The organism is Arthrobacter cupressi (assembly GCF_900099975.1).
In the GTDB taxonomy this organism is placed as follows: domain Bacteria; phylum Actinomycetota; class Actinomycetes; order Actinomycetales; family Micrococcaceae; genus Arthrobacter; species Arthrobacter cupressi.
The window spans coordinates 149,594-170,117 of sequence record NZ_FNEI01000001.1 but is presented as its reverse complement, the minus strand read 5'-3'; the positions used below and the strand labels follow the sequence as shown (position 1 = coordinate 170,117).

The window sequence follows — 20,524 nt, the reverse complement described above, 5'->3', positions numbered from 1 at the left end:
TGTGCTCATTTAGTGCGGCTCGCCGCTACTTGTAGCTGACGCTCAGCAGCAGCGCCTTCAACTGCGCGTACTCCACCGTGCCCATCCAGGCCTTGGCTTCGGCATCGGACGCGAAGCCCGGCGAGTCGATGTAGACCCGGAAGATTCCCACGCCATTGGGCAGGGTGACCTGCCCGCTGCCGCTGCCGGTGCTGCCGGAAACGAGCTCATCGGCCCGGCGGATATCCATGAAGTAGTGGTCGTTGACATCGCCGTAGCTGTCCTTGAAGAAGCCGAACGCCGGGCTCCCCTCGAAGCCCGCCAGGCCCGGCACGGCGGCGGAGTCGAACACGGTACGGTCCACCGGGCCGGATCCACCGTCGCCGTAGAAGCCACTGACCAGGAAGGCCACCGACTTGCCCTTGCTCCTGACCGTCGCCTCGACGCACCCGGTGGGACCGCCGGGGACGGTGGGGCAGTCAGCGGTGGCGACGGACCAGCCCGCCGGGTACTGGAAGGAAATATGGCCGTCCGGGAAAGTGAAGGTCTTCACGGGCTTCGCCTTCCTTTCCTGCTCCGCCTTGGCAGCCTCCGTCCTGGACGACGTGAGGGTGAGGGCGGGCCCGGCGGTGCGGTCCGACGTCGGAGCTGCCGCGGGCGACGGCGCGCAGGCGGCGGCCGTCGCACCCAGGGCGATCGCGAGGGCAACCCCCGCGGCGGTTTTCCCGAAAACTGCAGAATGCATGGTCTTCCCCAATCGTGAGCGGGTTCCTGATGGTGGTGCAGGGCGCCCCAACCATTCGAAGTGCCCCGTCACCCATATGGTTTCCAGCCCGGCCCCAGAACTTACATCGAATTGAAAAATTCTGCCGGCCGTGGCCGTGGTCCGCGAAAGAGACGCCGCTCACACCCGGCGTAAGGATTCCGTAAAGAGCGGACTTCCGGGCCGGGGGGCCGCTTTACGCTCTCTTCTGGAGCAGCTCCCAGGCTGCGCGAAAGGACATCGTGACCACCCTGACCCGGACGCCGGCAGACCCTTCCAACCGGCGCAAACCAAGCGGCGGCTTCAAGCACTGGCTGCTCGAGGGCATGCCCGAGGCCGGCGGCCGGCCGCGGCAGCACGGCAGGCCGGAACGCGAGCACAAGCCCCAGTCCTGGTGGAAGGTCATGTGCCTTACCGGCGTTGACTACTTCTCCACCCTCGGCTACCAGCCGGCCATCGCAGCCCTGGCCGCCGGCATGGTGTCCCCGCTGGCCACGATCGTGCTGGTCGCCGTGACGCTGCTGGGTGCCCTGCCGGTCTATCGCAGGGTCGCCTCCGAGAGCCCCCGCGGCGAAGGCTCCATCGCCATGCTGGAGAAGCTCCTCCCCCGCTGGGGCGGCAAGCTCTTCGTCCTGGCGCTGCTTGGCTTCGCTGCGACGGACTTCATGATCACCATGACGCTCTCCGCCGCCGACGCGAGCGCGCACGCCGTGGAGAACCCCTTCGCGCCCGAATGGATGCACGGCCAGGAAGTGGCCATCACCCTTGCCCTGATCGCAGCCCTCGGCATCGTCTTCCTGCGCGGATTCAAGGAAGCCATCAACGTGGCCGTCCTGCTGGTGGGCGTCTACCTGCTGCTCAACGCCGTGGTGGTGCTGGTGGGCCTGTTTCACGTGGCCACCGAGGCCCACGTTGTCACCGACTGGTGGGCCGCCCTCAACCAGCAGCACGGCAACCCCCTGGTGATGATCGGCATCGCGCTCCTGGTGTTCCCGAAACTCGCCCTCGGCCTCTCCGGCTTCGAAACCGGCGTGGCCGTCATGCCCCAGATCAAGGGCGCACCGGACGACACCGAAGAGCGCCCCGCGGGCCGCATCCGCGGCGCCCACAAGCTGCTCACGACGGCGGCCCTCATCATGAGTGCCTTCCTGGTGACTTCCAGCTTCATCACCACTTTCCTCATCCCGGCGGCCGAATTCGAAGCGGGCGGCAAGGCCAACGGCCGCGCCCTGGCCTACCTGGCGCACCAGTACCTGGGCGACGCGTTCGGCACCGCCTACGACGTCAGCACCATCGCCATCCTCTGGTTCGCCGGCGCCTCGGCCATGGCCGGGCTGCTGAACCTCGTACCGCGCTACCTCCCGCGCTTCGGCATGGCGCCCTCGTGGACCAAGGCCGTCCGCCCGCTGGTCCTGGTGTTCACCGCCGTCGGCTTCCTGATCACCGTGATCTTCGAAGCGAACGTGGAGGCACAGGGCGGGGCGTACGCCACCGGCGTCCTGGTGCTCATGACCTCGGCGTCCATCGCGGTGACCCTTTCGGCCAAGCGGCGAAAGCAGCGCGTGAAGATCCTGGCGTTCGGCGCCGTGTCTGTGGTGTTCAGCTACACCACGGTGGCCAATGTGGTGGAACGGCCAGACGGCATCAAGATTGCCGCCCTGTTCATCCTGGGGATCCTGCTGGTGAGTTTCGCCTCGCGGGTCCGGCGCTCCTTCGAACTGCGCGCCACCCACATCAAGATGGACCAACGGGCCCTGGAGTTCACCGCGGCCAATGACGAAGGACCCATCCGCCTGATCGCCCACGAGCCGAAACGGGCCGGTGTCGAGCGGTACCGGGAGAAGCTGGAGCACGCCCAGCAGGCCAACCACCTGCCGGAGGACAGCGACGCCTTGTTCATCGAGGTCATCGTGGACGACAGTTCGGATTTCGAGCAGGAGCTGCTCGTGGAGGGCAAGCACCGCCACGGCTTCAAGGTCCTGGAGGTCCACAGCAACAACGTGCCCAACACGCTGGCGGCCGTGCTGTTGCACATCCGCGACGTCACGGGCCTCATGCCGCACATCTACTTCCGCTGGACGGAGGGCAACCCGATCGCCAACCTCAGCAAGTTCCTGTTCTTCGGCGAAGGCGAAATCGCCCCGGTGACCCGCGAGGTGCTGCGCGAAGCCGAAGCCGACGTCACGCGCCGGCCCTGGGTGCACGTGGGCTAAGCCGGGCTCCTGGCGGCCGCCTCTTTAGCGGCTGGCGGCCGGGACCAGGATCCAGAGCACCTCGACAGTCTCATCGGTGGGGTTGACCCAGGTGTGCGGCTCACGGCCGGGGAACGAGAGGGTGTCTCCTTCCCCGAGGTCGTACTTCTCGTTGCTCAGGATCAGCTGGATGCGGCCCTTGGTGACGTGCAGGACGTCCACGTCGCAGTCGACGGCATAGAGCTCCGACTCGCCGCGGCCGCGCGGTTCGATGACGGCCCGGATGATCTGCAGGCGGCGTTCGGAGCGGGCGGTGAGCAGGCGCTCCACGATCCCTTCTCCGCCCAGGGAGATTTTCGGCCCGTCGTCGCGGCGCGTCAGGTGCGTCTCCGGCGCGGCGAAGAGGTCCCCGATGGAGACGGACAGGACCTGGCACAGAGTCACCAGGGATGCCACCGACGGCGAGGTCAGGTCCCGTTCCACCCTGCTGAGGAATCCCTTGGTCAACCCCGTGGCTTCGGCCACTTGCTCGATGGTGAGCCGCTGCGATTGGCGGGCAGCACGGATTCTGGAACCGATGGCAAGCGGGACGTTGCTGGGTTCAACGGGGAGAGCCTTCATTCACGAACCTTTCAGGCCGAAAAGTGCGGCCCAGTCATTTGGGCCATAGTATCCGGCGCCGCCTTGGACCTTGCCCGGCGCAAGCACCCGTCCTTGACTGTTACGCCGATCACTACATATCCTTTCATGCAACAAGTGTTGCCTTCTAGGCAAATGGCGCACCTTTCTCCCCAACACACCGCATCGCGGATCGTCCTCATGACACCGGCGCTGTCATGGAACCGGAACCCGGCCGCTGCGAATATCCCCAGGAGCCGATATGGACTCATCGATCGTCAACATCGCCATTGTGGTGGTGTACCTGCTGGCCATGCTGGCCTTTGGCTGGTGGGGCAAGTCCCGCACCAAGAACAACAGCGACTTCCTGGTGGCCGGCCGCCGCCTGGGCCCCTTCCTCTATACCGGAACCATGGCCGCGGTGGTCCTCGGCGGCGCCTCAACGGTGGGCGGCGTCGGGCTCGGCTACAAATTCGGCATCTCCGGCATGTGGCTCGTCGTGGCCATCGGCGCCGGCGTCCTCCTGCTCAGCCTGCTCTTCGCCGGGACCATCCAGCGGCTCAAGATCTACACCGTCTCCCAGATGCTCAGCCTGCGGTACGGCCAGCAGGCCACCCAGACCTCGGGCATCGTGATGCTGGCCTACACCCTGATGCTGTGCGCCACCTCGACCGGTGCCTACGCCACCATCTTCGTGGTCCTCTTCGATTGGGAACGCTGGCTCGCCATCGCCGTCGGCGGCGCGATCGTGCTGGTCTACTCCACGATCGGCGGCATGTGGTCCATCACCTTGGCAGACCAGGTCCAGTTCATCATCAAGACCGTGGGCATCTTCGTGCTCATGCTGCCCTTCGCCCTGAACGCGGCGGGCGGCCTGGACGGCATCCGCGAGCGCGTTGACGCCAGCTTCTTCCGGCTCGACGGCATCGGCACGCAGACCATCATCACCTACTTCGTCGTCTACACCCTTGGCCTGCTGATCGGCCAGGACATCTGGCAGCGCGTCTTCACCGCCAAGACCCCCAAGGTTGCCCGCTGGGGCGGCGCCACCGCCGGTGTGTACTGCATCCTCTACGGCCTGGCCGGCGCCGTGATCGGCCTGGCCGCCCGCGTGGCCCTGCCGGACATCGACGTCACCAACCTCGGCAAGGACGTTGTCTACGCCGAAGTTGCCACGCACCTGCTCCCGATCGGCATCGGCGGCCTGGTCATGGCCGCCGCCGTGGCAGCCATGATGTCCACCGCCTCCGGCGCGCTGATCGCCGCCGCCACCGTGGCCCGCGCCGACGTGGTGCCGTTCGTGGCCAGCTGGTTCGGCAAGACCATCCACACCGACGACACCGAGAACCCCGAGCATGACGTCAAGGCCAACCGCTACTGGGTCCTGGGCCTGGGCATCCTCGCCGTCCTGATCTCCATGGCGGCGCAGGACGTGGTGGTCGCCCTGACCATCGCCTACGACATCCTGGTGGGCGGCCTGCTGGTCGCGATCCTCGGCGGCTTGGTCTGGAAGCGCGGCACCGGCATCGGCGCCGCCTGGTCGATGGCGGTCGGGTCCGTGCTGACCCTGGCGCTGCTGATCATGTACGCCGTGGGAATCATCCCGAGCGCCGACGGCGTCTACGCCAACGAGCCCATCTACTGGGGCCTGGGCGCATCGCTTGTCACCTATGTGGTGGTGTCGCTGCTGACGCCGCCCACGGACCCGGACGTCCACGAGGCGTGGGAGCGCCGGGTTGCCGGGGCCGTCTCCGAGGAACTGCCCCTGGACGCCCATCCCGTGGCCAGCCACACCGGCCACTAATCACCGGCGGCTCCCAGCATAAGAACGCCCGACGGCGGTGCCACCTTTCGCAGGTGGCGCCGCCGTCGTCGTGTTCCCGGGCCGGGGTTCCCGTGCTGCGGGACGCTGCTACAGTGATTCCAGCTTCAAGAGATGTGGCGCCAAGCTCCGACTGGCCACGCGCCAACCCCATGTTCACGGGTGGTTCGGATGAGGAAGCGGCCTGCACCGGACCAGAGACAACCGGCCAGGCAAGAGCAACTCCCCAGGAGAAGGCCGATGCCCTTCGATGCCACCACCCACGTTGACGCAATCCGCGTTGGGACCTCCCCCGCCACGGCCTTGCCGGTAATTCCCTGTATCGACGCCACGAGCGGAACGGTGCTGCTATTCGTGGCCGGCAGGCAGGAACTCCACCGCTGTGCGGAGCCGCTGCTTCTCACCCGGGCGCTGTCCCGGGCGGTCCGGCCCGCGCTCTGGCTCCCGGCCGAGCGGAAACTGCTCCTCGCCGTTGCTGCGCGTGGCTACCGCGCTGGCAAGGAACTGTCCTTCATTCTGGAGTGACGTTGGGGCTATTCTTCTTCGCCCTCGTCCTCACGGTGTTCGTCGACGTCGAGCGGAACCACCCGTTCCTCTTCGTCAATGGCGTCGTCCTCTTCGTCCCATTCCTCATCCACCGCGATGTCCTCGCTGTAGTCGTAGGCGGGATCCGACTCCACGGTAGGTCGATCAGGGTGCCGGGCGTGTGTTTCGGTGTTGTCCACGGTGCAACCTCCCCTTCATGTGCCGCGGGCTGCGGGTCGGTCCGGCCGGTTGCACGGCCGCGCCCAATCCGTGGCCCCTGTTCCTCCATCTGAGCACTGCCCCTGCCGGCGGTCAAGGTGCTCCCCAAGGCGGGGCATTTAAGGCGTACCGAAACTCCACGATGAGGATTACCGGCCAAAAAACCGCGAAAATTAGGGCTAATGTGGGGTTGCAAGGGGTCGAATCAAGACCGCCCCCGCTACCCAGGAGCCACAGTGCGAACGCCGAAAAGTACAGTGCAAACGCCAAAAGGCACAGTGCAAACGCACAGGGAAGCCCCTTCCCCCGCAGACATCAAACGGTGGCGGCAGTATTTGGCCGATGAACGCGCCGAAGCGGCCGTGTACCGTGAACTGGCGCAACGCCGCGACGGCGAAGAACGCGAAATCCTGCTTTCCCTCGCCGAGGCCGAAGGCCGCCACGAAGCCCACTGGCTTCGCCTTCTGGGCGAGCAAGCCGGCATGCCACGGGCGGCATCCACGCGCAGCCGGATGCTCGGCTTCCTGGCCCGGCATTTCGGCTCGGTGTTCGTCCTGGCCCTCGCCCAGCGGGCCGAGAGCCGCTCCCCCTACGCCACCGATCCCGCCGCAACCCGCGCCATGGCCGCGGACGAACAGATCCACGAAGAGGTGGTCCGGGGCCTGGCCACCCGCGGGCGCAACCGGCTTTCGGGTTCCTTCCGCGCCGCCGTCTTCGGTGCGAACGACGGCCTGGTCAGCAACCTGTCCCTGGTCATGGGCATGGCGGCCACTGGCGTCCCCACCACTGTGGTGCTCTTCAGCGGCGTTGCGGGCCTGCTGGCCGGCGCGCTATCCATGGGTGCCGGCGAATACGTCTCGGTGCGTTCCCAGTTGGAACTGCTCAAGGCCACCCGGCCCACGCAGGTCACGCTCTCCGCTGCGCCGTCCCTGGACATCGAGCACAACGAGCTGGTGCTGGTCTACCTGGCCCGGGGCATGAGCCATGAGGCGGCCGAGCACCGTGCCGCCGAACGCATGGGCGTCTATTCCTGCGACTGCGATCCTTCGCTGTCCCTGCACCCGGAGGAAGACCAGGCCCCGGATGAGCACGAGGCCGTCGGTTCCGCCTGGGGCGCGGCGTTGTCCAGCTTCTGCTTCTTCGCGTCCGGCGCCATCGTGCCGATCCTGCCGTTCATCTTCGGCCTGGGCGGTTTCGCGGCGCTCGTGACGGCCGGTACTCTGGTGGGCGTCGCGCTCCTCGGTACGGGCGCCGTCGTCGGCCTGCTTTCCGGCACCTCGCCCCTCACACGCGGCCTCCGGCAGCTGGCGATCGGCCTTGGCGCCGCCGCCGCGACCTACGGGCTGGGCCTGCTCTTCGGCACTGTCGTAGGCTAGGCGGCACCGCGGCCGCTTTGTCTACAACACAGGGAGCAGGATGTACCCGGATTTCGAGCCCGACGGCGGGCGGCCGCCACGGCGGCCCAGCACCGGGATGCACCTGTTCCGCAACCTCTTGCTGGTGGCCATCGCGGCAGTCGTAGCGCTGCTGGTCAGCGGCTTCCTGCGCGGCGATCCGCGCATCACGTCCCTGTTCCCGGCGCTGCCGGGGGCCACCCGGGAAAGCCCGGCAACGAACACCCGACCGGGAACGGCGGGTACTGCGGCACCGGGCGGCACTAAGGAGCAGGATGACGACGCCCCGCCGCCGGGCCTGGAAGAGGCCGGGCAGCCCTTGCTCACGCCCGTGAAGCCGGCCGAGGAAAACAGCTCCTACAAATTCCTCGCCACCAACGCGGACGGCACCCCGGTGGGCTACTCCCCCTGCCGTCCCGTGCACTATGTGGTCAACGCCGAACTCGCGCCGGCCGGCTCGGAAGGCCTGCTGGAGGATGCCGTGGCGAAGATATCGGCCGCCACGGGATTGAAGTTCATCAACGACGGCACCACCAAGGAAAAACCCTCGGAGAAACGTGAGGCCTACCAGCCCGCGTTGTATGGCGACCGCTGGGCGCCCCTGCTGCTTTCCTGGACCACGCCGGAAACGTCCCCGGCGCTGGCGGGGAAGGTGATCGGCACCGGCGGCAGCACGGCCTACAGTTTCGGCGGCGGCCCGCGCAGCTACGTCTCGGGCCGGCTGGACCTGGACACCCCGCAGATCACCGAACTCCTGGCCCTGCCCGGTGGGGCGGACTACGTCTCGGCGGTCATGCAGCACGAACTGGGCCATGTGGTGGGCCTGGACCACGTAGACGATCCGGTCCAGCTGATGTACCCGGAAATCGGCGCCCCGGACGGCCTGGCCGCCGGGGACCTCACAGGGCTCTATAAGCTGCACTCGGCCCCCTGCCGCGACGACCTCTAAGCGCCTTAAACGCAAGATGCCCGACGGCGGTGCGAACCGCCGTCGGGCATTTCCTGCTTCCCGTGAACAGGCTTTGTTGCGGGGATCCGGGTCCTACTTGAGGACTACCGTCCGGTTCCCCTGCAAGATCACGCGGCCCTCGCAGTGCCAGCGCACCGCATTGCTAAGGGCCTTGCATTCGGAGTCGCGGCCCACGGCCACGAGGTCCTCCGGACCATAGGTGTGGTCCACGTCCTGGACCTGCTGGGCGATGATCGGCCCTTCGTCCAGTTCCCCGTTGACGTAGTGCGCCGTGGCACCCACCGTCTTCACGCCGCGGGCGTAGGCCTGGTGGTACGGCTTGGCGCCCTTGAAGCTCGGCAGGAAGGAGTGGTGGATGTTGATGGCACGGCCGTCCAGCTTGCGGGCCAGGTCGTCACTGAGCACCTGCATGTAGCGGGCCAGGACCACCAGTTCCACGTCCAGTTCGTCGATGATCTCCAGCAGCCGGGCCTCGGCCTGCGGCTTGATCTCCGCGTTGACAGGAATGTGGAAGAACGGGATGCCGTGCCATTCGGCAAGCCCCTGATGGTCCGTGTGGTTGGATACGACGCCGACGATGTCGATGGGCAGTTCACCCACGCGGGCCCGGAACAGCAGGTCGTTCAGGCAGTGCCCGAACTTGGAGACCATGATCAGCACCCGGCGCTTGGACCCGTGGCGTTCCAGCTGCCAGCGCATCCCGAACTTCTCCGCGATCGGCCCGAAGGCTTCCCGCAGGGTGTCCAGCGTGGAGTCGTCCCCCGTGGAGGAGAAGTGCACCCGCATGAAGAAGTGCGCGTCGTCGCGGGAGCCGAACTGCTTGTTGTCCACGATGTCGCAGCCGTGCTCCAGCAGGAAGCCGGAGACCGCGTGGACGATGCCCGGGGTTTCCGCGCAGTCCAGGGTCAGGACATGCTCAACGGTGGTCTCGGCGCTGGAGCCGGTGCCGCGCTCGGTGGCGGGGGCGGTCATCACGGCACCTCCGGCGAAGCGAATTCACGCATGCCGTCCACCAGCCAGCGGCCCAGGTAGTCGGCGAAGGACGCCCGGGGCAGCACCTCGAAGGTGTCGTCGCCGCGCTTCCACAGGATCACCGGGATGTGGCCGATCTCGGTGGCGAGGGCGGTGCCGGTCTTGAAGGAGCGCGGGTGCAGGTCCAGGGAGCAGCCCTTTTCCAGGACGTCGCGGGCCCGGAGGCCGGAGAGTTCGAAGACCGTGCGGTTCGCCGAAAGGTCCACCACCTGGCCCTGGCCATCGCCGAGCGCCTCGGTCAGGGCCGGGAGCAGGTCCCCGCCCAGGGACTCGTGGGCGTTTTCGGGGGCGATCACCAGGAACTCGGCCGGGCCGAGCCACAGAACGGACACGGCGCCGTTCCCGGCGACCTCGCCACAGGTGGCCGGCAGGCCGCCGGACACCGAGGCGATGCGGGCGCCGGCTTCGCTGGCCCGCTGGACGCGGATACCGGCCATGGTCCGGAACGGGATCTCCTTGATCTCCGCGACGCCGGCAAGCGAAGCGGCCTCAAAGATCCCTGCGAGGTGCGCGGCCGGGCTGCGGCGGGCCTCCCGGACTCCGTTGTTGCTGGCGGTTGCTGCTGCTGTCTCAACCATCTTTGCGGTTCCCTTCAGGGTCGAAAAGTACTGTTTCGCCGACCGTCACGTCCACGAGCTGATCTCCGACGGCGGCCACCAGGGTCTCGCCGATGCGGTTGCGGCCGTTGCGGATCAGGGCCAGGCCGAAGGAACGGCCGAGTGCTGCGCTGTGGTAGCTCGAGGTCACGAAGCCTTCCATCGGGACGGGGCCGTAGGCGGGGTTGACTGCGATGCCCTTCTCCACCAGCTGGGTGCCTTCGGGCAGACGGAGCGAGCCGTCCACCGGGAGCACGCTGACCAGGTGCTTGCGGTCCTCGCGCTGGGCGTCCACCCGGCTGTAGGAGCGCTTGCCGATAAAGTCCTTGGCCTTGGAGACGATCCACTCCATGCCTGCATCCTGCGGGGTGACCGTGCCGTCGGTGTCCTGTCCGACGATCGGGTAGCCCTTCTCGGCGCGCAGCACGTGCATGGTCTCGGTGCCGTAGGGGGTGATGTTGAACTCGGCGCCGGCCGCGGCCACTGCTTCCCAGACGTTCAGGCCGTACCAGGACGGCACGTTGATTTCGTAGGCCAGTTCACCGGAGAAGGAGATCCGGCAGACGCGGGCCCGGACACCGGAGGCCAGGGTGGTTTCGCGGAAGGTCATGAACGGGAAGTTCTCCGCGTCCAGCCCGCCGTCCACAGCCAGCTCGGGGGCGACCTTGGCGATCACGGCGCGGGACTTCGGTCCGACGACTGCCACGGTGCTCCACTGCTCGGTCACCGAGGTGCAGTCCACGTCCAGTTCCGGCCACTCGGTCTGGTGCCATTCTTCCAGCCAGTCCAGCACCTTGGCAGCGCCGCCGGTGGTGGTCGTCATGAAGAAGCGGTCCTCGTCCAGGCGCAGGGTCACGCCGTCGTCGAAGATCATGCCGTCCGGGGTGCACATGACACCGTAGCGGGCCGAACCCGGGGCGAGCTTCTTGAAGGCGTTGGTGTAGACGCGGTTGAGGAATTCGCCGGCATCCTTGCCCCGGATCTCGATCTTGCCGAGGGTGGTGGCGTCCATGAAGCCCACGGACTCGCGTACGGCGGCGCATTCGCGCAGCACGGCGGTGTCCATGTCCTCGCCCGCCTGCGGGTAGTACCACGGGCGCTTCCACTGTCCGACGTCTTCGAACAGGGCGCCGTGCTCTACGTGCCACGGGTGGATGGAGGTGACGCGGGCCGGGTCGAACAGCTCGCCGCGCTGGCGTCCGGCCAGTGCCGCGAAGGCCACCGGGGTGAACGGTGCGCGGTAGGTGGTGGTGCCGATTTCACCGATGCCCGCAGCGGCGGCGCCTTCGGCCTTCAAAGCTGCGGCGATGACGCCGATCGCGTTGACGCCGGAGGTCTTGCCCTGGTCGTTGGCGGTGCTGATGGAAGTGTAGCGCTTGACGTGTTCCACCGAACGCATGCCGGCGCCGGTGGAACGGAGGACGTCCGCCACGGACTGGTCGCGCTGGAAGTCCACGAAGTGGTTGTGCCACTCCCCTGCGGTGCCCTGCTGGCCCGGAATGAGCCACAGCTGGCGGGTCGGTGCGGAGGCGACAGGGGCCTTGGCTTCGGCGGGGACGGTGCTGCTGCTGAAGCCGGCGGCGATCGCTGCGGCTGCGCCGGCGCTGATGCCCTCGGCCAGGCAGTCGGCCAGTTCGTAGCTGCCGCGGCCGGCACCGACCACCTGCTGGTCCTTGACCACGGTGCTCGGCACGAAGCCTGCCAGGTCTTCGTCCCAGCGCAGCTTGCCCTGGCGCTGGCTGTGGAGGTGGACCACGGGGCTCCAGCCGCCGGAGACGGCCAGCAGGTCGCAGGCGAACTGCTCGACGCCGGAGGTGAGCTCGCCGTCGTCGTTGATGCTGCGGACGGTGACGCTGTCCACGCGGCCGCCTTCGCCGTTGCCGGTGGTGTCCGCGACGGCGCTGCCGATCAGGACGCGGATGCCCTGCTCCACGGTTGCCGCGGCGGTGGCGCTCAGCTGGGGCCGGGCGTCCACGACTGCGGCGACCTTGACGCCGGCGGCCTGCAGGTCCGCGGCGAGGGCGTAGGCGGAGTCGTTGGTGGTGCTGATGACCACGCGGGAGCCTGCGGCGACGGCGTAGCGGTTCAGGTAGCTGCGCACGGCCGAGGCGAGCATGATGCCGGGGCGGTCGTTGTTCTCGAACACCAGCGGGCGCTCGTGGGCGCCGGGGGCCAGGACCACCTGGGCGGCGCGGATGTGCCAGATGCGCTGGCGGGAGACGCCGTCGGCCGCGGGAACGGTGAGGTGGTCCGTGCGGTTCTGGGCGGCGATCACGTAGTTGGAGTCGTAGGCGCCGAAAGCGGTGGTGCGGTTCAGCACCGTGCATTCGGCGGCGGACACCAGTTCGGCTTCGACGTCGGCCACCCATTCCAGAGCCGGCTTGCCTTCGATTTCCTCGACCAGGCCGGGGGCGGTGGATCCCGAGAGCAGGGCGCCGCCGAGTTCGGGCTGGTCGTCGATGAGGATCACGCGGGCGCCGGTGCGGACGGCTTCACGGGCGGCGGAGAGTCCTGCGACACCACCACCGATCACCAGCACGTCCGTGTGGACGTACTTCTTGTCGTATTCGGCCTTGTCCTCGTTGGGGTCGAGCTTGCCGAGGCCGTTCAGGAGCTCGGCCTTCAGCCCGTCCACGAGGGACACGGTGGTGGCCGGGAGCATGGATTCGGCCACGTGGCCCGGGAAGCGGGCGGCGATCTTCACCAGGGCGTTGGATTCCTCGACCCCGGCGGACATGATGCCGCGCGGGCGGTCCTCGTAGAGGGAGTTGCCGACGGCGACGCGGCCGTTGGCGAGCAGTGCCGAGGCGAGGGTGTCACCCGGGTGGCCGGTGTATTCCTGGCCGTCCACGGTGAAGCGCCAGGAAATACTGCGGTCGATGCGGCCGCCGTTGGCGAGGCGGGCGTTCTGGGACGTCACTTGCTTGCTCCTTCCGGGGCCTGTGCGTTGGTTTCCTGGGCGGAGGTGCCCGGTGCTGGGGTACCCATGGGGTAGATCGCCTGGATTTCGTAGCTCACGGTGTCACGGAGCATGTTGAACCATTGGCGGCAACCGGTGCTGTGGACCCAGCGTTCGGCGTAGGCGCCCTTGGTGTTGTCCCGGTAGAACAGGTACTCGGCCCATTCGCGGTCGTTCAGCGCGTACGGGTCTTCGGGGTAGGCCACGTGGGCCTGGCCGCCGTAGTGGAATTCGGTTTCGTCCCGTGGCCCGCAGTTGGGGCAGGAGATCAGGAGCATTTCCGGCTTCTTTCTGTGGATCCGTTAGTGGGCGACGGCGGCTGCGCCGTGTTCGTCGATCAGGGCGCCGGTCTCGAAGCGTTCCAGCGAGAACGGTTCGTTGAGCTTGTGCGGCGCGCCGGTGGCGATGGTGTGCGCGAAGGTCAGCCCGGCTGCCGGGGTGCCCTTGAAGCCGCCCGTGCCCCAGCCGCAGTTCACGAACATGTTCTCCACGGGGGTGGTGCCGACGATCGGCGAGGCGTCCATGGTGGTGTCCACGATTCCGCCCCAGGTCCGCAGCACGTGGGCCCGGGCGAAGATCGGGAAGAGCTCGACGGCGGCGGCCATCTGTTCCTCGATCACATGGAAGGAACCGCGCTGGCCGTAGCCGTTGTAGGAGTCGACGCCGGCACCCATCACCAGTTCGCCCTTGTGGGCCTGGGAGACGTAGACGTGCACGTGGTTGGACATGACCACCGTGGGGTGGACCGGCTCGTGCAGTTCGGAGACCAGTGCCTGCAGCGGGTGGGACTGGATGGGGAGGCGGAAGCCTGCCATCTCGGCCAGCACGCTGCTGTGGCCGGCGGCTGCAAGACCCACCTTTTCGGTGTTGATGGTGCCGCGGTTGGTCTTGACGCCCACCACGCGGTTGCCGTCCTTGAGGAAGCCGGTGACTTCGCAGTTCTGGATGATGTCCACGCCCAGCTCGTCGCACTTGCGGGCGAATGCCCAGGCTACGTGGTCGTGCTTGGCGATGCCGGCGCGGGGCTGGTAGGTGGCGCCCATGACGGGGTAGCGGATGTTGTCGCTGACGTTCAGGATGGGGCAGAGTTCCTTGACCTGCTGCGGGTCCAGCCATTCGGCGTCGACACCGTTGAGCTTGTTGGCGCCCACGCGGCGCATGCTCTCACGCACGTCGCCCAGGGTGTGGGCCAGGTTCATCACGCCGCGCTGGCTGAACAGGAAGTCGTATTCGAGCTCTTCCGGCAGCACTTCCCAGAGCTTGAGGGCGTGCTCATAGATGGCGGCGCTCTCATCCCAGAGGTAGTTGGAGCGGATGATCGTGGTGTTGCGGGCCATGTTGCCGCCGGCCAGCCAGCCCTTTTCCAGGACGGCGATGTTGGTCATGCCGTGGTTCTTGGCCAGGAAGTAGGCGGTGGCCAGGCCGTGCCCGCCGCCGCCCACGATGACGGCGTCGTAGGAGGACTTGGGCTCCGGGTTGCGCCAGAGGAAGTCCGGGTGCTCCGGGAGGTGCAGGTGGTCGTGGTCCTGGCTCACTGGGCTGCTCCAATCATTTCTGCTTCGAGTTCGGCGGCCGATCCGGCCGTGCCGAGGTGCGGGTACAGGGGGAACTGTTCGGCGAGTGCGGTGACGCGGGCGCGGAGTTCGACGGCGGTGTCCTCACCCAGGGTGCCGTCGCCGGCGGCGGCGATGAGCGCCGTCGCGATGATGTCAGCAACCTCGGTGAACTCGGCGGCGCCGAAACCGCGGGCGGCCAGGGCGGGGGTGCCGACCCGCAGGCCGGAGGAAACCATCGGCGGGCGCGGGTCGAAGGGGACGGCGTTGCGGTTGACGGTGATGCCGATGTGGTGCAGGGCATCCTCGCCCTGCTGGCCATTCAGTTCGGAGTTGCGCAGGTCCACCAGGACCAGGTGGACGTCGGTGCCGCCGCTGACGACGGAGATGCCGGCCTCGGCCACGTCGTCCTGCAGGAAGCGCTGGGCCAGGATTTTGGCACCTTCCAGGACACGGACCTGGCGCTCCTTGAATTCAGGCTCGGAAGCGAACTTGAACGCGACTGCCTTGGCAGCGACCACGTGCTCCAGCGGGCCACCCTGCTGGCCGGGGAAGACTGCGGAGTTGACCTTCTTGGCGATCTCGGCGTCGTTGGTCAGGATCACGCCGCCACGGGGGCCGCCCAGCGTCTTGTGCGTGGTGCTGGTGACGATGTGGGCGTGCGGCACGGGGCTCGGGTGCAGCCCTGCCGCTACCAGTCCGGCGAAGTGTGCCATGTCCACCATGAGGTAGGCGCCCACGAGGTCCGCGATGCGGCGGAACTCGGCGAAGTCCAGCTGGCGGGAGTAAGCGGACCAGCCGGCGACGATGAGCTGCGGCTTGTTCTCGACTGCGAGGCGTTCGACTTCAGCCATGTCGATGGTGTGGGTGTCTTCGCGAACGCTGTAGGGGACCACGTTGTAGAGCTTGCCGGAGAAGTTGATCCGCATGCCGTGGGTGAGGTGGCCGCCGTGGGCCAGGTTGAGGCCCATGATGGTGTCGCCGGGCGTGATCAGGGCGTGCATTGCCGCGGCGTTCGCCTGGGCGCCGGAGTGCGGCTGAACGTTCGCGTATTCGGCCCCGAAGAGGGACTTCAGGCGGTCGATGGCCAGCTGCTCGATGACGTCCACGTGCTCGCAGCCGCCGTAGTAGCGCTTGCCCGGGTAGCCCTCGGCGTACTTGTTGGTCAGCACCGAGCCCTGAGCCTGCATCACGGCAGTCGGAGCGAAGTTTTCAGAGGCGATCATTTCCAGGGTGGACTGCTGCCGGATGAGCTCCTGCGCAATCGCCTGATCGACTTCCGGGTCAGCCTCGGCCAGCGGGCGGATCAGCGGTTCAACCATGCTCAAGCTCCTTCGGATTCTTCGTAGTCACCAACTGTTAGGCAACTGATATATCAGAACTGCATTCATGGTATGTTGTAAATCACAGGAACGTCAACAGTCCACCGCGAGTCTTCTGCGCAAGGATTGAATGACCGCAAGTGGAGAGAGCAATGAGCACAGTTTTGGAAGCACTGGAGTCGGGCCCGCAGGGCGCATCCCTGGCCGAAAACGCCTACCTGCTCCTGCGGGACCGGCTCATCATGCTGGACATCAAGCCGGGCGATCCGATCAATGACGGCCAGATCGCGGGCGAACTCGGCATCGGACGCACTCCCGTCCGCGAAGCAATCAAGCGCCTCGAGAGCGACCACCTGGTGGTTTCCTACCCGCGGCGCGGCACGTTCGCCACCGGCGTGGACATTACCCAGCTGGCCGATGTCTCGGAAATCCGCGAACTCCTGGAGCCCCTGGCCGCGCGCCGGGCAGCCCGTATGGCCGGACCCAAGGTCCGGCAGGAACTGCGGGACATCGCCACCACCATCGGCGACCTGGAAGACGGCAAAGCCGGACAGCACGAACTCATGCGCTACGACATCCAGGTCCACCGGCTCATCTACAAGGCCGCAGCCAACCCGCACCTGGAAGACGTACTGATCCGCTACGACAACCTGGCCACCCGGATCTGGTGCCACATGCTCGAGAAGATGCCGTCCGTCACCGGGCACATCGCCGAGCACGTCGACCTGCTCAACGCCATCGCGGACGGCGACGAAGAGAAATCGGCCGCATTGGCCCTGCACCACGTGACAAGCTTCGAGGAAACCGTCCGCAAGGTGCTGTAGGCCCGGCGTCAGCCAGGCCCGGCATCAATCCTTGCGCAAATGCTTGGGCCACTTCACGTTCATCAGCAACAGCCCCAGCAAAAGGGCGTCAATCGTCATGATCGCACCCAAGAGGTAAGCCCATCCGGCCATCATGCCCCGGCACCTCCCCTCCGCAATCTCCTGACCCATTCCCGCAGGCACCCGCGTCCCCAGCCACTCGATTGTCATCCAAGTGTGGCACGGCGGGAACCAATCCGGAACGGCCCGGACGAGGCCGGCGGCCCCGACCATTGCTTGGCCGGGGCCGCCGGACAGCGTGCCGTGTACTAGCCCGTGGGCCGTGTATTAGCGGCCGCCTCCCCCGATCACCCCTTTCTCCACGGCCTTCGTGACGGCGTCGGCCTCTGCCTGGGTGAGCGTTCCTTCGCTGACGGCCTTGTCCAGCCTTGACTTCAGCGCGGCGGCCCGCTCCGCCTGGGCCTCGCTGCGGATTTCGGCCAATGCCGCGGTGACCTTGGCCTCCTCGATACCGAGCTTCTCAGCCAGGGACTTCGCGAGGGCCGCGTCCATGGCGGTTCGGTCCGGCCGGGTTTCCGTGGAGCCCTCGGTCGGCGGCGCCGACGGCTTGTTGGCTTCGCGGAAGGCCTGGATCGCCTCGGTCACCTTGGCCTCGTCGACGCCCAGTTTGCTGGCCAGGTCGGCGGCCAGCTGTCCGCGGTCGCCTCCATGGCCGCCATGGCGGCCGAAGCCGCCCGGAGCGGTGCCGTCACCAGGTGCGGCGCCCTCCGCCGTCGTACCCGATTCCGTGGCGCTGGGGCTGGGAGTGGTCGCCGCAGACGCCACACCGGTGACGCCGAGTCCGGCGCTCAGCGCGAGGGCACCGGCAGCGACGCCGAGCGTGATTCTCTTTGTACTTGCCATGTGTCTGTCTCCTCATTCCGCCGCTTCGAACGGCTTGTTGGGCGGGGGCGGGATGCCACCCTCGTTCCACCATCGGCTCCTGACTTCAGCGCCCCCTTTCCGGAAGCTGTCACTGGCCTGTGAATGCGGCCTCCAACCTGTGAAACCAGCCGGCCGCTAGGATCGGATGCAGGAGAGGACAGTAGCGACATGGCCATTGAGATCCGTCCGGCAAGGCAGTTCGAGGATGTCCGCACGCTCGTCGGACCGAAGAAGAGCCTGGACTCCAACGTGTGCTGGTGCCTGAGTTACCGCGTCCCCGCCAAGCAGAACCTGGCCCTGCAGGGCCGGCAGCGCGGCGAGTTCGTCAGGCAGCTGCTGACGGAGGAGGTTCCTCCAGGAGTTTTGGCGTACGACGGCGGCGAGCCGGTCGGGTGGGCGGCCGTCCATCCGCGGTCGGACACCAGTTTTGCCCGGAGCAGGAAGATCCCGTCCGTGGATGAATTGCCGGTGTGGTCCGTCTGGTGCATCCGGGTGCGGCCGGGACACCGCGGCAAGGGCATATCGCACGCGCTCCTGGAGGGCGCGGTCGAGTTCGCCCGCAACAACGGGGCCCCGGCCATCGAGGGCTATCCGGTGGACAACGGCGGCGCGAAGGTGGACCTCACCATGGCGTATGTCGGCACCCGGAAGCTTTTTGAGGACGCGGGGTTCAGCAAGGCGGCGGATACGGAGTCGGTGATCAACGGGTTCCCGCGGGTGCTGATGCGGCTCGATTTGTGTCAGGCGGGTTAACTCAGTGTCACCTGCGTCACACGTTCGCGCAAAGGATCGGCTAAGTTGAAGTAAGTGAAGGGCACGACAAACCCTGTGGCGATCACTGGCCGCAGACCTACCTGAGAGTGGAGCATGGCTTCGAAAGTTGACCCCGAGCCCGATGCCGAGTCAGACAACGGCCAGCATGGCGGTGTCCAGTCCGTGGACCGGGCCCTTGCCGTCCTGGAAATCCTGGCCCGGGACGGCCACGCCGGCGTGAGCGAAATCGCCGAGGAAATGGGCATCCACAAGTCCACGGTGTCCCGCCTCCTCGGTTCCTTGGTCAGCCGCGACATGGTCCACCAGAACAGCGAGCGCGGCAAGTACCAGCTCGGCTTCGGGATCCTGCGCCTGGCCAGCTCCATTCCGGGCCGGCTCAGCCTGGTGCGGGAAGCACGCCCGGTGCTCGAAGCCCTGGCCGAAGAGTTCAAGGAAACCGTCAACCTGGCGGTGCTGCGTTCCAATTTCGCCGTGAACGTGGACCAGGCCATGGGCCCGTCCACGCTTGCCACCTATGACTGGGTGGGCAGCCTGACACCCTTGCACGCGACCAGCAGCGGCAAAGTCCTGCTCGCCGGGCTGCCCGCGGACGAGCGCGCACGGATTCTGGCGGAAACCGGGCTGCCGGCGCGCACGCCCCGCACCATCACGGACAGGAAAACCCTCGAAACCGAATTGCTGGACGTCGCCCGCCAGGGTTACGGCGTCGTCAGGGAAGAATTCGAAATCGGGCTCACCTCGATGTCCGTGCCGGTCTACAACCACGTGGGCGTCGTCATCGGGGCCGTCAGCATCTCCGGCCCCGCCTTCCGATTCGATCCGGAAACGGAGCCGGGAGTCCTGGACGGGTTGAAAGAGGCCGGGCTGAGGATCAGCGCGCGGATGGGTTACGCCCGCCGCTGACCTTCCGGCGTTCATAGGGTGGAGAAACCGCCGGGACGCCACACTGGCGGCGCTTACTGGTCCCCTTCAAGCCGGGCGGTTTCAAGCCGGGCGGTGAGGATCCGGTCGGCGTTGGCCTGCAGGATGCCGAGCGACTCCTGGATCAGGGGCGAAGCGATGCTGCCCCTGCGCACCGCGGCGACAATGCGGCGCACCGGTTTCCCCTTGCCGGTGATACGAAGCCGAACCACGTTCTCGGCATCATGCAGGGGGGCCAGCCTCGGCAGCAGGCCGACGCCCAGCCCCGCGCCTACGAAGGCGATGTGGGTTTCCCATTCAACGGCCTCATGGGCAATCCGCGGCGTCACCCCGACTGCCGTGAAGGCTGCGGTGAAGAGCGAATGGTAGGTGGAACCAGCGGACTCCGTGATCCAGGGTTCGGATGCCAGCTCCTCTAGCGTCACTGAGGTCCGCGAGGCCAGCGGATGGTTCGCGGGAATGATCACGTCCAGGGGATCATCGAGCAGGACGGTCTGTTCGAACCGCGGATCGTCCTCGCCATAAGCATCGGACTGCATGGCGACAATAACCGCGAGATCGATTCGCTCCGCAATCAACAAGTCGTAACAGCGGGCCGGATCGGCCTCAAGAACCTGAACCTCCAGCAAGGGGCGTGTTGAGCGCAGGGTGGCGGCAAGGGGCGCGAGCAGTTGGGCGGCCGCAGTGGAGAATCCGCCGATGCCAAAGTGGGCCTGCACCTGTTCGCCGGCCTCCATGGCTGCGGCGCGCAGGCTCTCCCATTGGGCAATGAGGGGGTCCGAACCCGCCACCAGGAAGCGGCCGGTGGCGGTCAGCCGCACGCCGCGGCCGTCTTTCGTCAACAGCTGCATTCCAAGCACGCGCTGGAGCTCCCGCAGCTGCGCGGAGACGGCGGACGGTGAGTAACCTGTGAGCTCGGCAGTTGCGCCTATCGTGCCGCAGCGGGCAAAAACCCGAAGTGTGATGAGTCTCGCATCGATCATGCAACTATTTTGCATGGTTATCTTCAGATTCTTGCGCTTTTGTTGCAGCGCAAGTGACCCTAATCTCATTCAGTACAAAGACTTCGAGAACGCCGCTTGCACCACACGCCCGTGATCGACACGCAACACCCATTTACCCATGCCTCCCGGGAGG

General features: G+C 67.0%; 20 protein-coding genes and 1 riboswitch. Of the genes, 8 read left to right on the top strand and 12 right to left on the bottom strand.

What is annotated here, in order from left to right; all coding sequences use genetic code 11:
• Nucleotides 1-25 precede the first annotated feature (25 nt).
• Nucleotides 26-724: a hypothetical protein gene (locus BLP88_RS00755; protein ID WP_139163256.1), complete on the bottom strand. Its 699-nt coding sequence runs from the start codon at nt 722-724 to the stop codon at nt 26-28.
• Between the two features lie 260 nt (nt 725-984).
• On the opposite strand from BLP88_RS00755, the gene BLP88_RS00750 reads away from it, so the two are divergent.
• Nucleotides 985-2,955 carry an APC family permease gene (locus BLP88_RS00750; protein WP_074586134.1) on the top strand — a complete coding sequence of 657 codons (1,971 nt, stop codon included), beginning with the start codon at nt 985-987 and terminating at the stop codon, nt 2,953-2,955.
• 24 nt (nt 2,956-2,979) lie between these two features.
• Here BLP88_RS00750 and BLP88_RS00745 read toward each other — a convergent pair whose 3' ends face one another.
• On the bottom strand, nt 2,980-3,555 hold the full coding sequence (locus tag BLP88_RS00745) for a helix-turn-helix domain-containing protein (RefSeq protein ID WP_074586132.1): 576 nt from the start codon (nt 3,553-3,555) through the stop codon (nt 2,980-2,982).
• Nucleotides 3,556-3,814: 259 nt separating this feature from the next.
• On the opposite strand from BLP88_RS00745, the gene BLP88_RS00740 reads away from it, so the two are divergent.
• A complete protein-coding gene (locus BLP88_RS00740; RefSeq protein WP_074586131.1) occupies nt 3,815-5,356 on the top strand; it encodes a sodium:solute symporter family protein in 1,542 nt (513 codons plus the stop codon).
• A 123-nt stretch (nt 5,357-5,479) separates the two neighbouring features.
• A riboswitch (SAM riboswitch) is annotated at nt 5,480-5,599 on the top strand.
• A 15-nt stretch (nt 5,600-5,614) separates the two neighbouring features.
• Nucleotides 5,615-5,899, top strand: coding sequence for a hypothetical protein (locus BLP88_RS00735; protein WP_074586129.1), 285 nt, complete (start codon nt 5,615-5,617; stop codon nt 5,897-5,899).
• A gap of 8 nt (nt 5,900-5,907) precedes the next feature.
• On the opposite strand, the gene BLP88_RS00730 is transcribed toward BLP88_RS00735, so the two are convergent.
• A complete protein-coding gene (locus BLP88_RS00730; RefSeq protein ID WP_218872805.1) occupies nt 5,908-6,054 on the bottom strand; it encodes a hypothetical protein in 147 nt (48 codons plus the stop codon).
• Nucleotides 6,055-6,300: 246 nt separating this feature from the next.
• Here BLP88_RS00730 and BLP88_RS00725 point away from each other — a divergent pair, with 246 nt between their 5' ends.
• Nucleotides 6,301-7,494 carry a VIT1/CCC1 transporter family protein gene (locus BLP88_RS00725; protein ID WP_084110663.1) on the top strand — a complete coding sequence of 398 codons (1,194 nt, stop codon included), beginning with the start codon at nt 6,301-6,303 and terminating at the stop codon, nt 7,492-7,494.
• A 40-nt stretch (nt 7,495-7,534) separates the two neighbouring features.
• Nucleotides 7,535-8,461, top strand: coding sequence for a matrixin family metalloprotease (locus tag BLP88_RS00720; protein WP_373366894.1), 927 nt, complete (start codon nt 7,535-7,537; stop codon nt 8,459-8,461).
• Nucleotides 8,462-8,554: 93 nt separating this feature from the next.
• Here the strand turns inward: BLP88_RS00720 and purU are convergent, their stop codons facing one another.
• From purU to glyA, 6 genes are read right to left on the bottom strand one after another with little or no spacing between them, the layout of a single operon-like run.
• Nucleotides 8,555-9,454, bottom strand: coding sequence for a formyltetrahydrofolate deformylase (purU, locus tag BLP88_RS00715; RefSeq protein WP_074586124.1), 900 nt, complete (start codon nt 9,452-9,454; stop codon nt 8,555-8,557).
• Nucleotides 9,454-10,092, bottom strand: coding sequence for a sarcosine oxidase subunit gamma (locus tag BLP88_RS00710; RefSeq protein ID WP_074586122.1), 639 nt, complete (start codon nt 10,090-10,092; stop codon nt 9,454-9,456). Before BLP88_RS00710 ends, purU begins: the two co-directional genes overlap by 1 nt.
• The gene (locus BLP88_RS00705) at nt 10,085-13,030 is read right to left on the bottom strand and encodes a sarcosine oxidase subunit alpha family protein (protein ID WP_074586121.1); all 2,946 of its coding nucleotides are present in this window, start codon (nt 13,028-13,030) and stop codon (nt 10,085-10,087) included. Before BLP88_RS00705 ends, BLP88_RS00710 begins: the two co-directional genes overlap by 8 nt.
• Nucleotides 13,027-13,347, bottom strand: a complete 321-nt coding sequence (locus BLP88_RS00700) for a sarcosine oxidase subunit delta (RefSeq protein ID WP_074586119.1) — start codon at nt 13,345-13,347, stop codon at nt 13,027-13,029. Before BLP88_RS00700 ends, BLP88_RS00705 begins: the two co-directional genes overlap by 4 nt.
• A gap of 24 nt (nt 13,348-13,371) precedes the next feature.
• A complete protein-coding gene (locus BLP88_RS00695; RefSeq protein ID WP_245679721.1) occupies nt 13,372-14,604 on the bottom strand; it encodes a sarcosine oxidase subunit beta family protein in 1,233 nt (410 codons plus the stop codon).
• Complete coding sequence (gene glyA / locus BLP88_RS00690) at nt 14,601-15,944, bottom strand: serine hydroxymethyltransferase (protein ID WP_074586117.1); 1,344 nt, start codon at nt 15,942-15,944, stop codon at nt 14,601-14,603. The genes BLP88_RS00695 and glyA overlap by 4 nt, the downstream gene beginning before the upstream one ends.
• Nucleotides 15,945-16,096: 152 nt before the next feature.
• On the opposite strand from glyA, the gene BLP88_RS00685 reads away from it, so the two are divergent.
• Nucleotides 16,097-16,768, top strand: a complete 672-nt coding sequence (locus BLP88_RS00685) for a GntR family transcriptional regulator (protein ID WP_084110662.1) — start codon at nt 16,097-16,099, stop codon at nt 16,766-16,768.
• 24 nt (nt 16,769-16,792) lie between these two features.
• Here BLP88_RS00685 and BLP88_RS00680 read toward each other — a convergent pair whose 3' ends face one another.
• Complete coding sequence (locus tag BLP88_RS00680) at nt 16,793-16,978, bottom strand: hypothetical protein (protein WP_139163255.1); 186 nt, start codon at nt 16,976-16,978, stop codon at nt 16,793-16,795.
• A 117-nt stretch (nt 16,979-17,095) separates the two neighbouring features.
• A complete protein-coding gene (locus BLP88_RS00675) occupies nt 17,096-17,671 on the bottom strand; it encodes a hypothetical protein (RefSeq protein WP_074586111.1) in 576 nt (191 codons plus the stop codon).
• Nucleotides 17,672-17,860: 189 nt separating this feature from the next.
• On the opposite strand from BLP88_RS00675, the gene BLP88_RS00670 reads away from it, so the two are divergent.
• Nucleotides 17,861-18,445, top strand: coding sequence for a GNAT family N-acetyltransferase (locus BLP88_RS00670; RefSeq protein ID WP_074586109.1), 585 nt, complete (start codon nt 17,861-17,863; stop codon nt 18,443-18,445).
• A 114-nt stretch (nt 18,446-18,559) separates the two neighbouring features.
• Entirely contained in the window at nt 18,560-19,369 is an 810-nt protein-coding gene (locus BLP88_RS00665; RefSeq protein WP_074586108.1) for an IclR family transcriptional regulator, read from the top strand.
• Nucleotides 19,370-19,422: 53 nt separating this feature from the next.
• Here BLP88_RS00665 and BLP88_RS00660 read toward each other — a convergent pair whose 3' ends face one another.
• Nucleotides 19,423-20,370: a LysR family transcriptional regulator gene (locus BLP88_RS00660; protein WP_074586106.1), complete on the bottom strand. Its 948-nt coding sequence runs from the start codon at nt 20,368-20,370 to the stop codon at nt 19,423-19,425.
• Nucleotides 20,371-20,524 lie beyond the last annotated feature (154 nt).

Bases quoted from the DNA above. Each gene is read 5' to 3' on its own strand.
- BLP88_RS00755 (WP_139163256.1), bottom strand. From the start codon at position 724: ATGCATTCTGCAGTTTTCGGGAAAACCGCCGCGGGGGTTGCCCTCGCG.
- BLP88_RS00745 (WP_074586132.1), bottom strand. From the start codon at position 3,555: ATGAAGGCTCTCCCCGTTGAACCCAGCAACGTCCCGCTTGCCATCGGT.
- BLP88_RS00740 (WP_074586131.1), top strand. From the start codon at position 3,815: ATGGACTCATCGATCGTCAACATCGCCATTGTGGTGGTGTACCTGCTG.
- BLP88_RS00735 (WP_074586129.1), top strand. From the start codon at position 5,615: ATGCCCTTCGATGCCACCACCCACGTTGACGCAATCCGCGTTGGGACC.
- BLP88_RS00725 (WP_084110663.1), top strand. From the start codon at position 6,301: ATGTGGGGTTGCAAGGGGTCGAATCAAGACCGCCCCCGCTACCCAGGA.
- BLP88_RS00720 (WP_373366894.1), top strand. From the start codon at position 7,535: ATGTACCCGGATTTCGAGCCCGACGGCGGGCGGCCGCCACGGCGGCCC.
- purU (WP_074586124.1), bottom strand. From the start codon at position 9,454: ATGACCGCCCCCGCCACCGAGCGCGGCACCGGCTCCAGCGCCGAGACC.
- BLP88_RS00710 (WP_074586122.1), bottom strand. From the start codon at position 10,092: ATGGTTGAGACAGCAGCAGCAACCGCCAGCAACAACGGAGTCCGGGAG.
- BLP88_RS00700 (WP_074586119.1), bottom strand. From the start codon at position 13,347: ATGCTCCTGATCTCCTGCCCCAACTGCGGGCCACGGGACGAAACCGAA.
- glyA (WP_074586117.1), bottom strand. From the start codon at position 15,944: ATGGTTGAACCGCTGATCCGCCCGCTGGCCGAGGCTGACCCGGAAGTC.
- BLP88_RS00685 (WP_084110662.1), top strand. From the start codon at position 16,097: ATGAGCACAGTTTTGGAAGCACTGGAGTCGGGCCCGCAGGGCGCATCC.
- BLP88_RS00680 (WP_139163255.1), bottom strand. From the start codon at position 16,978: ATGACAATCGAGTGGCTGGGGACGCGGGTGCCTGCGGGAATGGGTCAG.
- BLP88_RS00675 (WP_074586111.1), bottom strand. From the start codon at position 17,671: ATGGCAAGTACAAAGAGAATCACGCTCGGCGTCGCTGCCGGTGCCCTC.
- BLP88_RS00670 (WP_074586109.1), top strand. From the start codon at position 17,861: ATGGCCATTGAGATCCGTCCGGCAAGGCAGTTCGAGGATGTCCGCACG.
- BLP88_RS00665 (WP_074586108.1), top strand. From the start codon at position 18,560: ATGGCTTCGAAAGTTGACCCCGAGCCCGATGCCGAGTCAGACAACGGC.
- BLP88_RS00660 (WP_074586106.1), bottom strand. From the start codon at position 20,370: ATGATCGATGCGAGACTCATCACACTTCGGGTTTTTGCCCGCTGCGGC.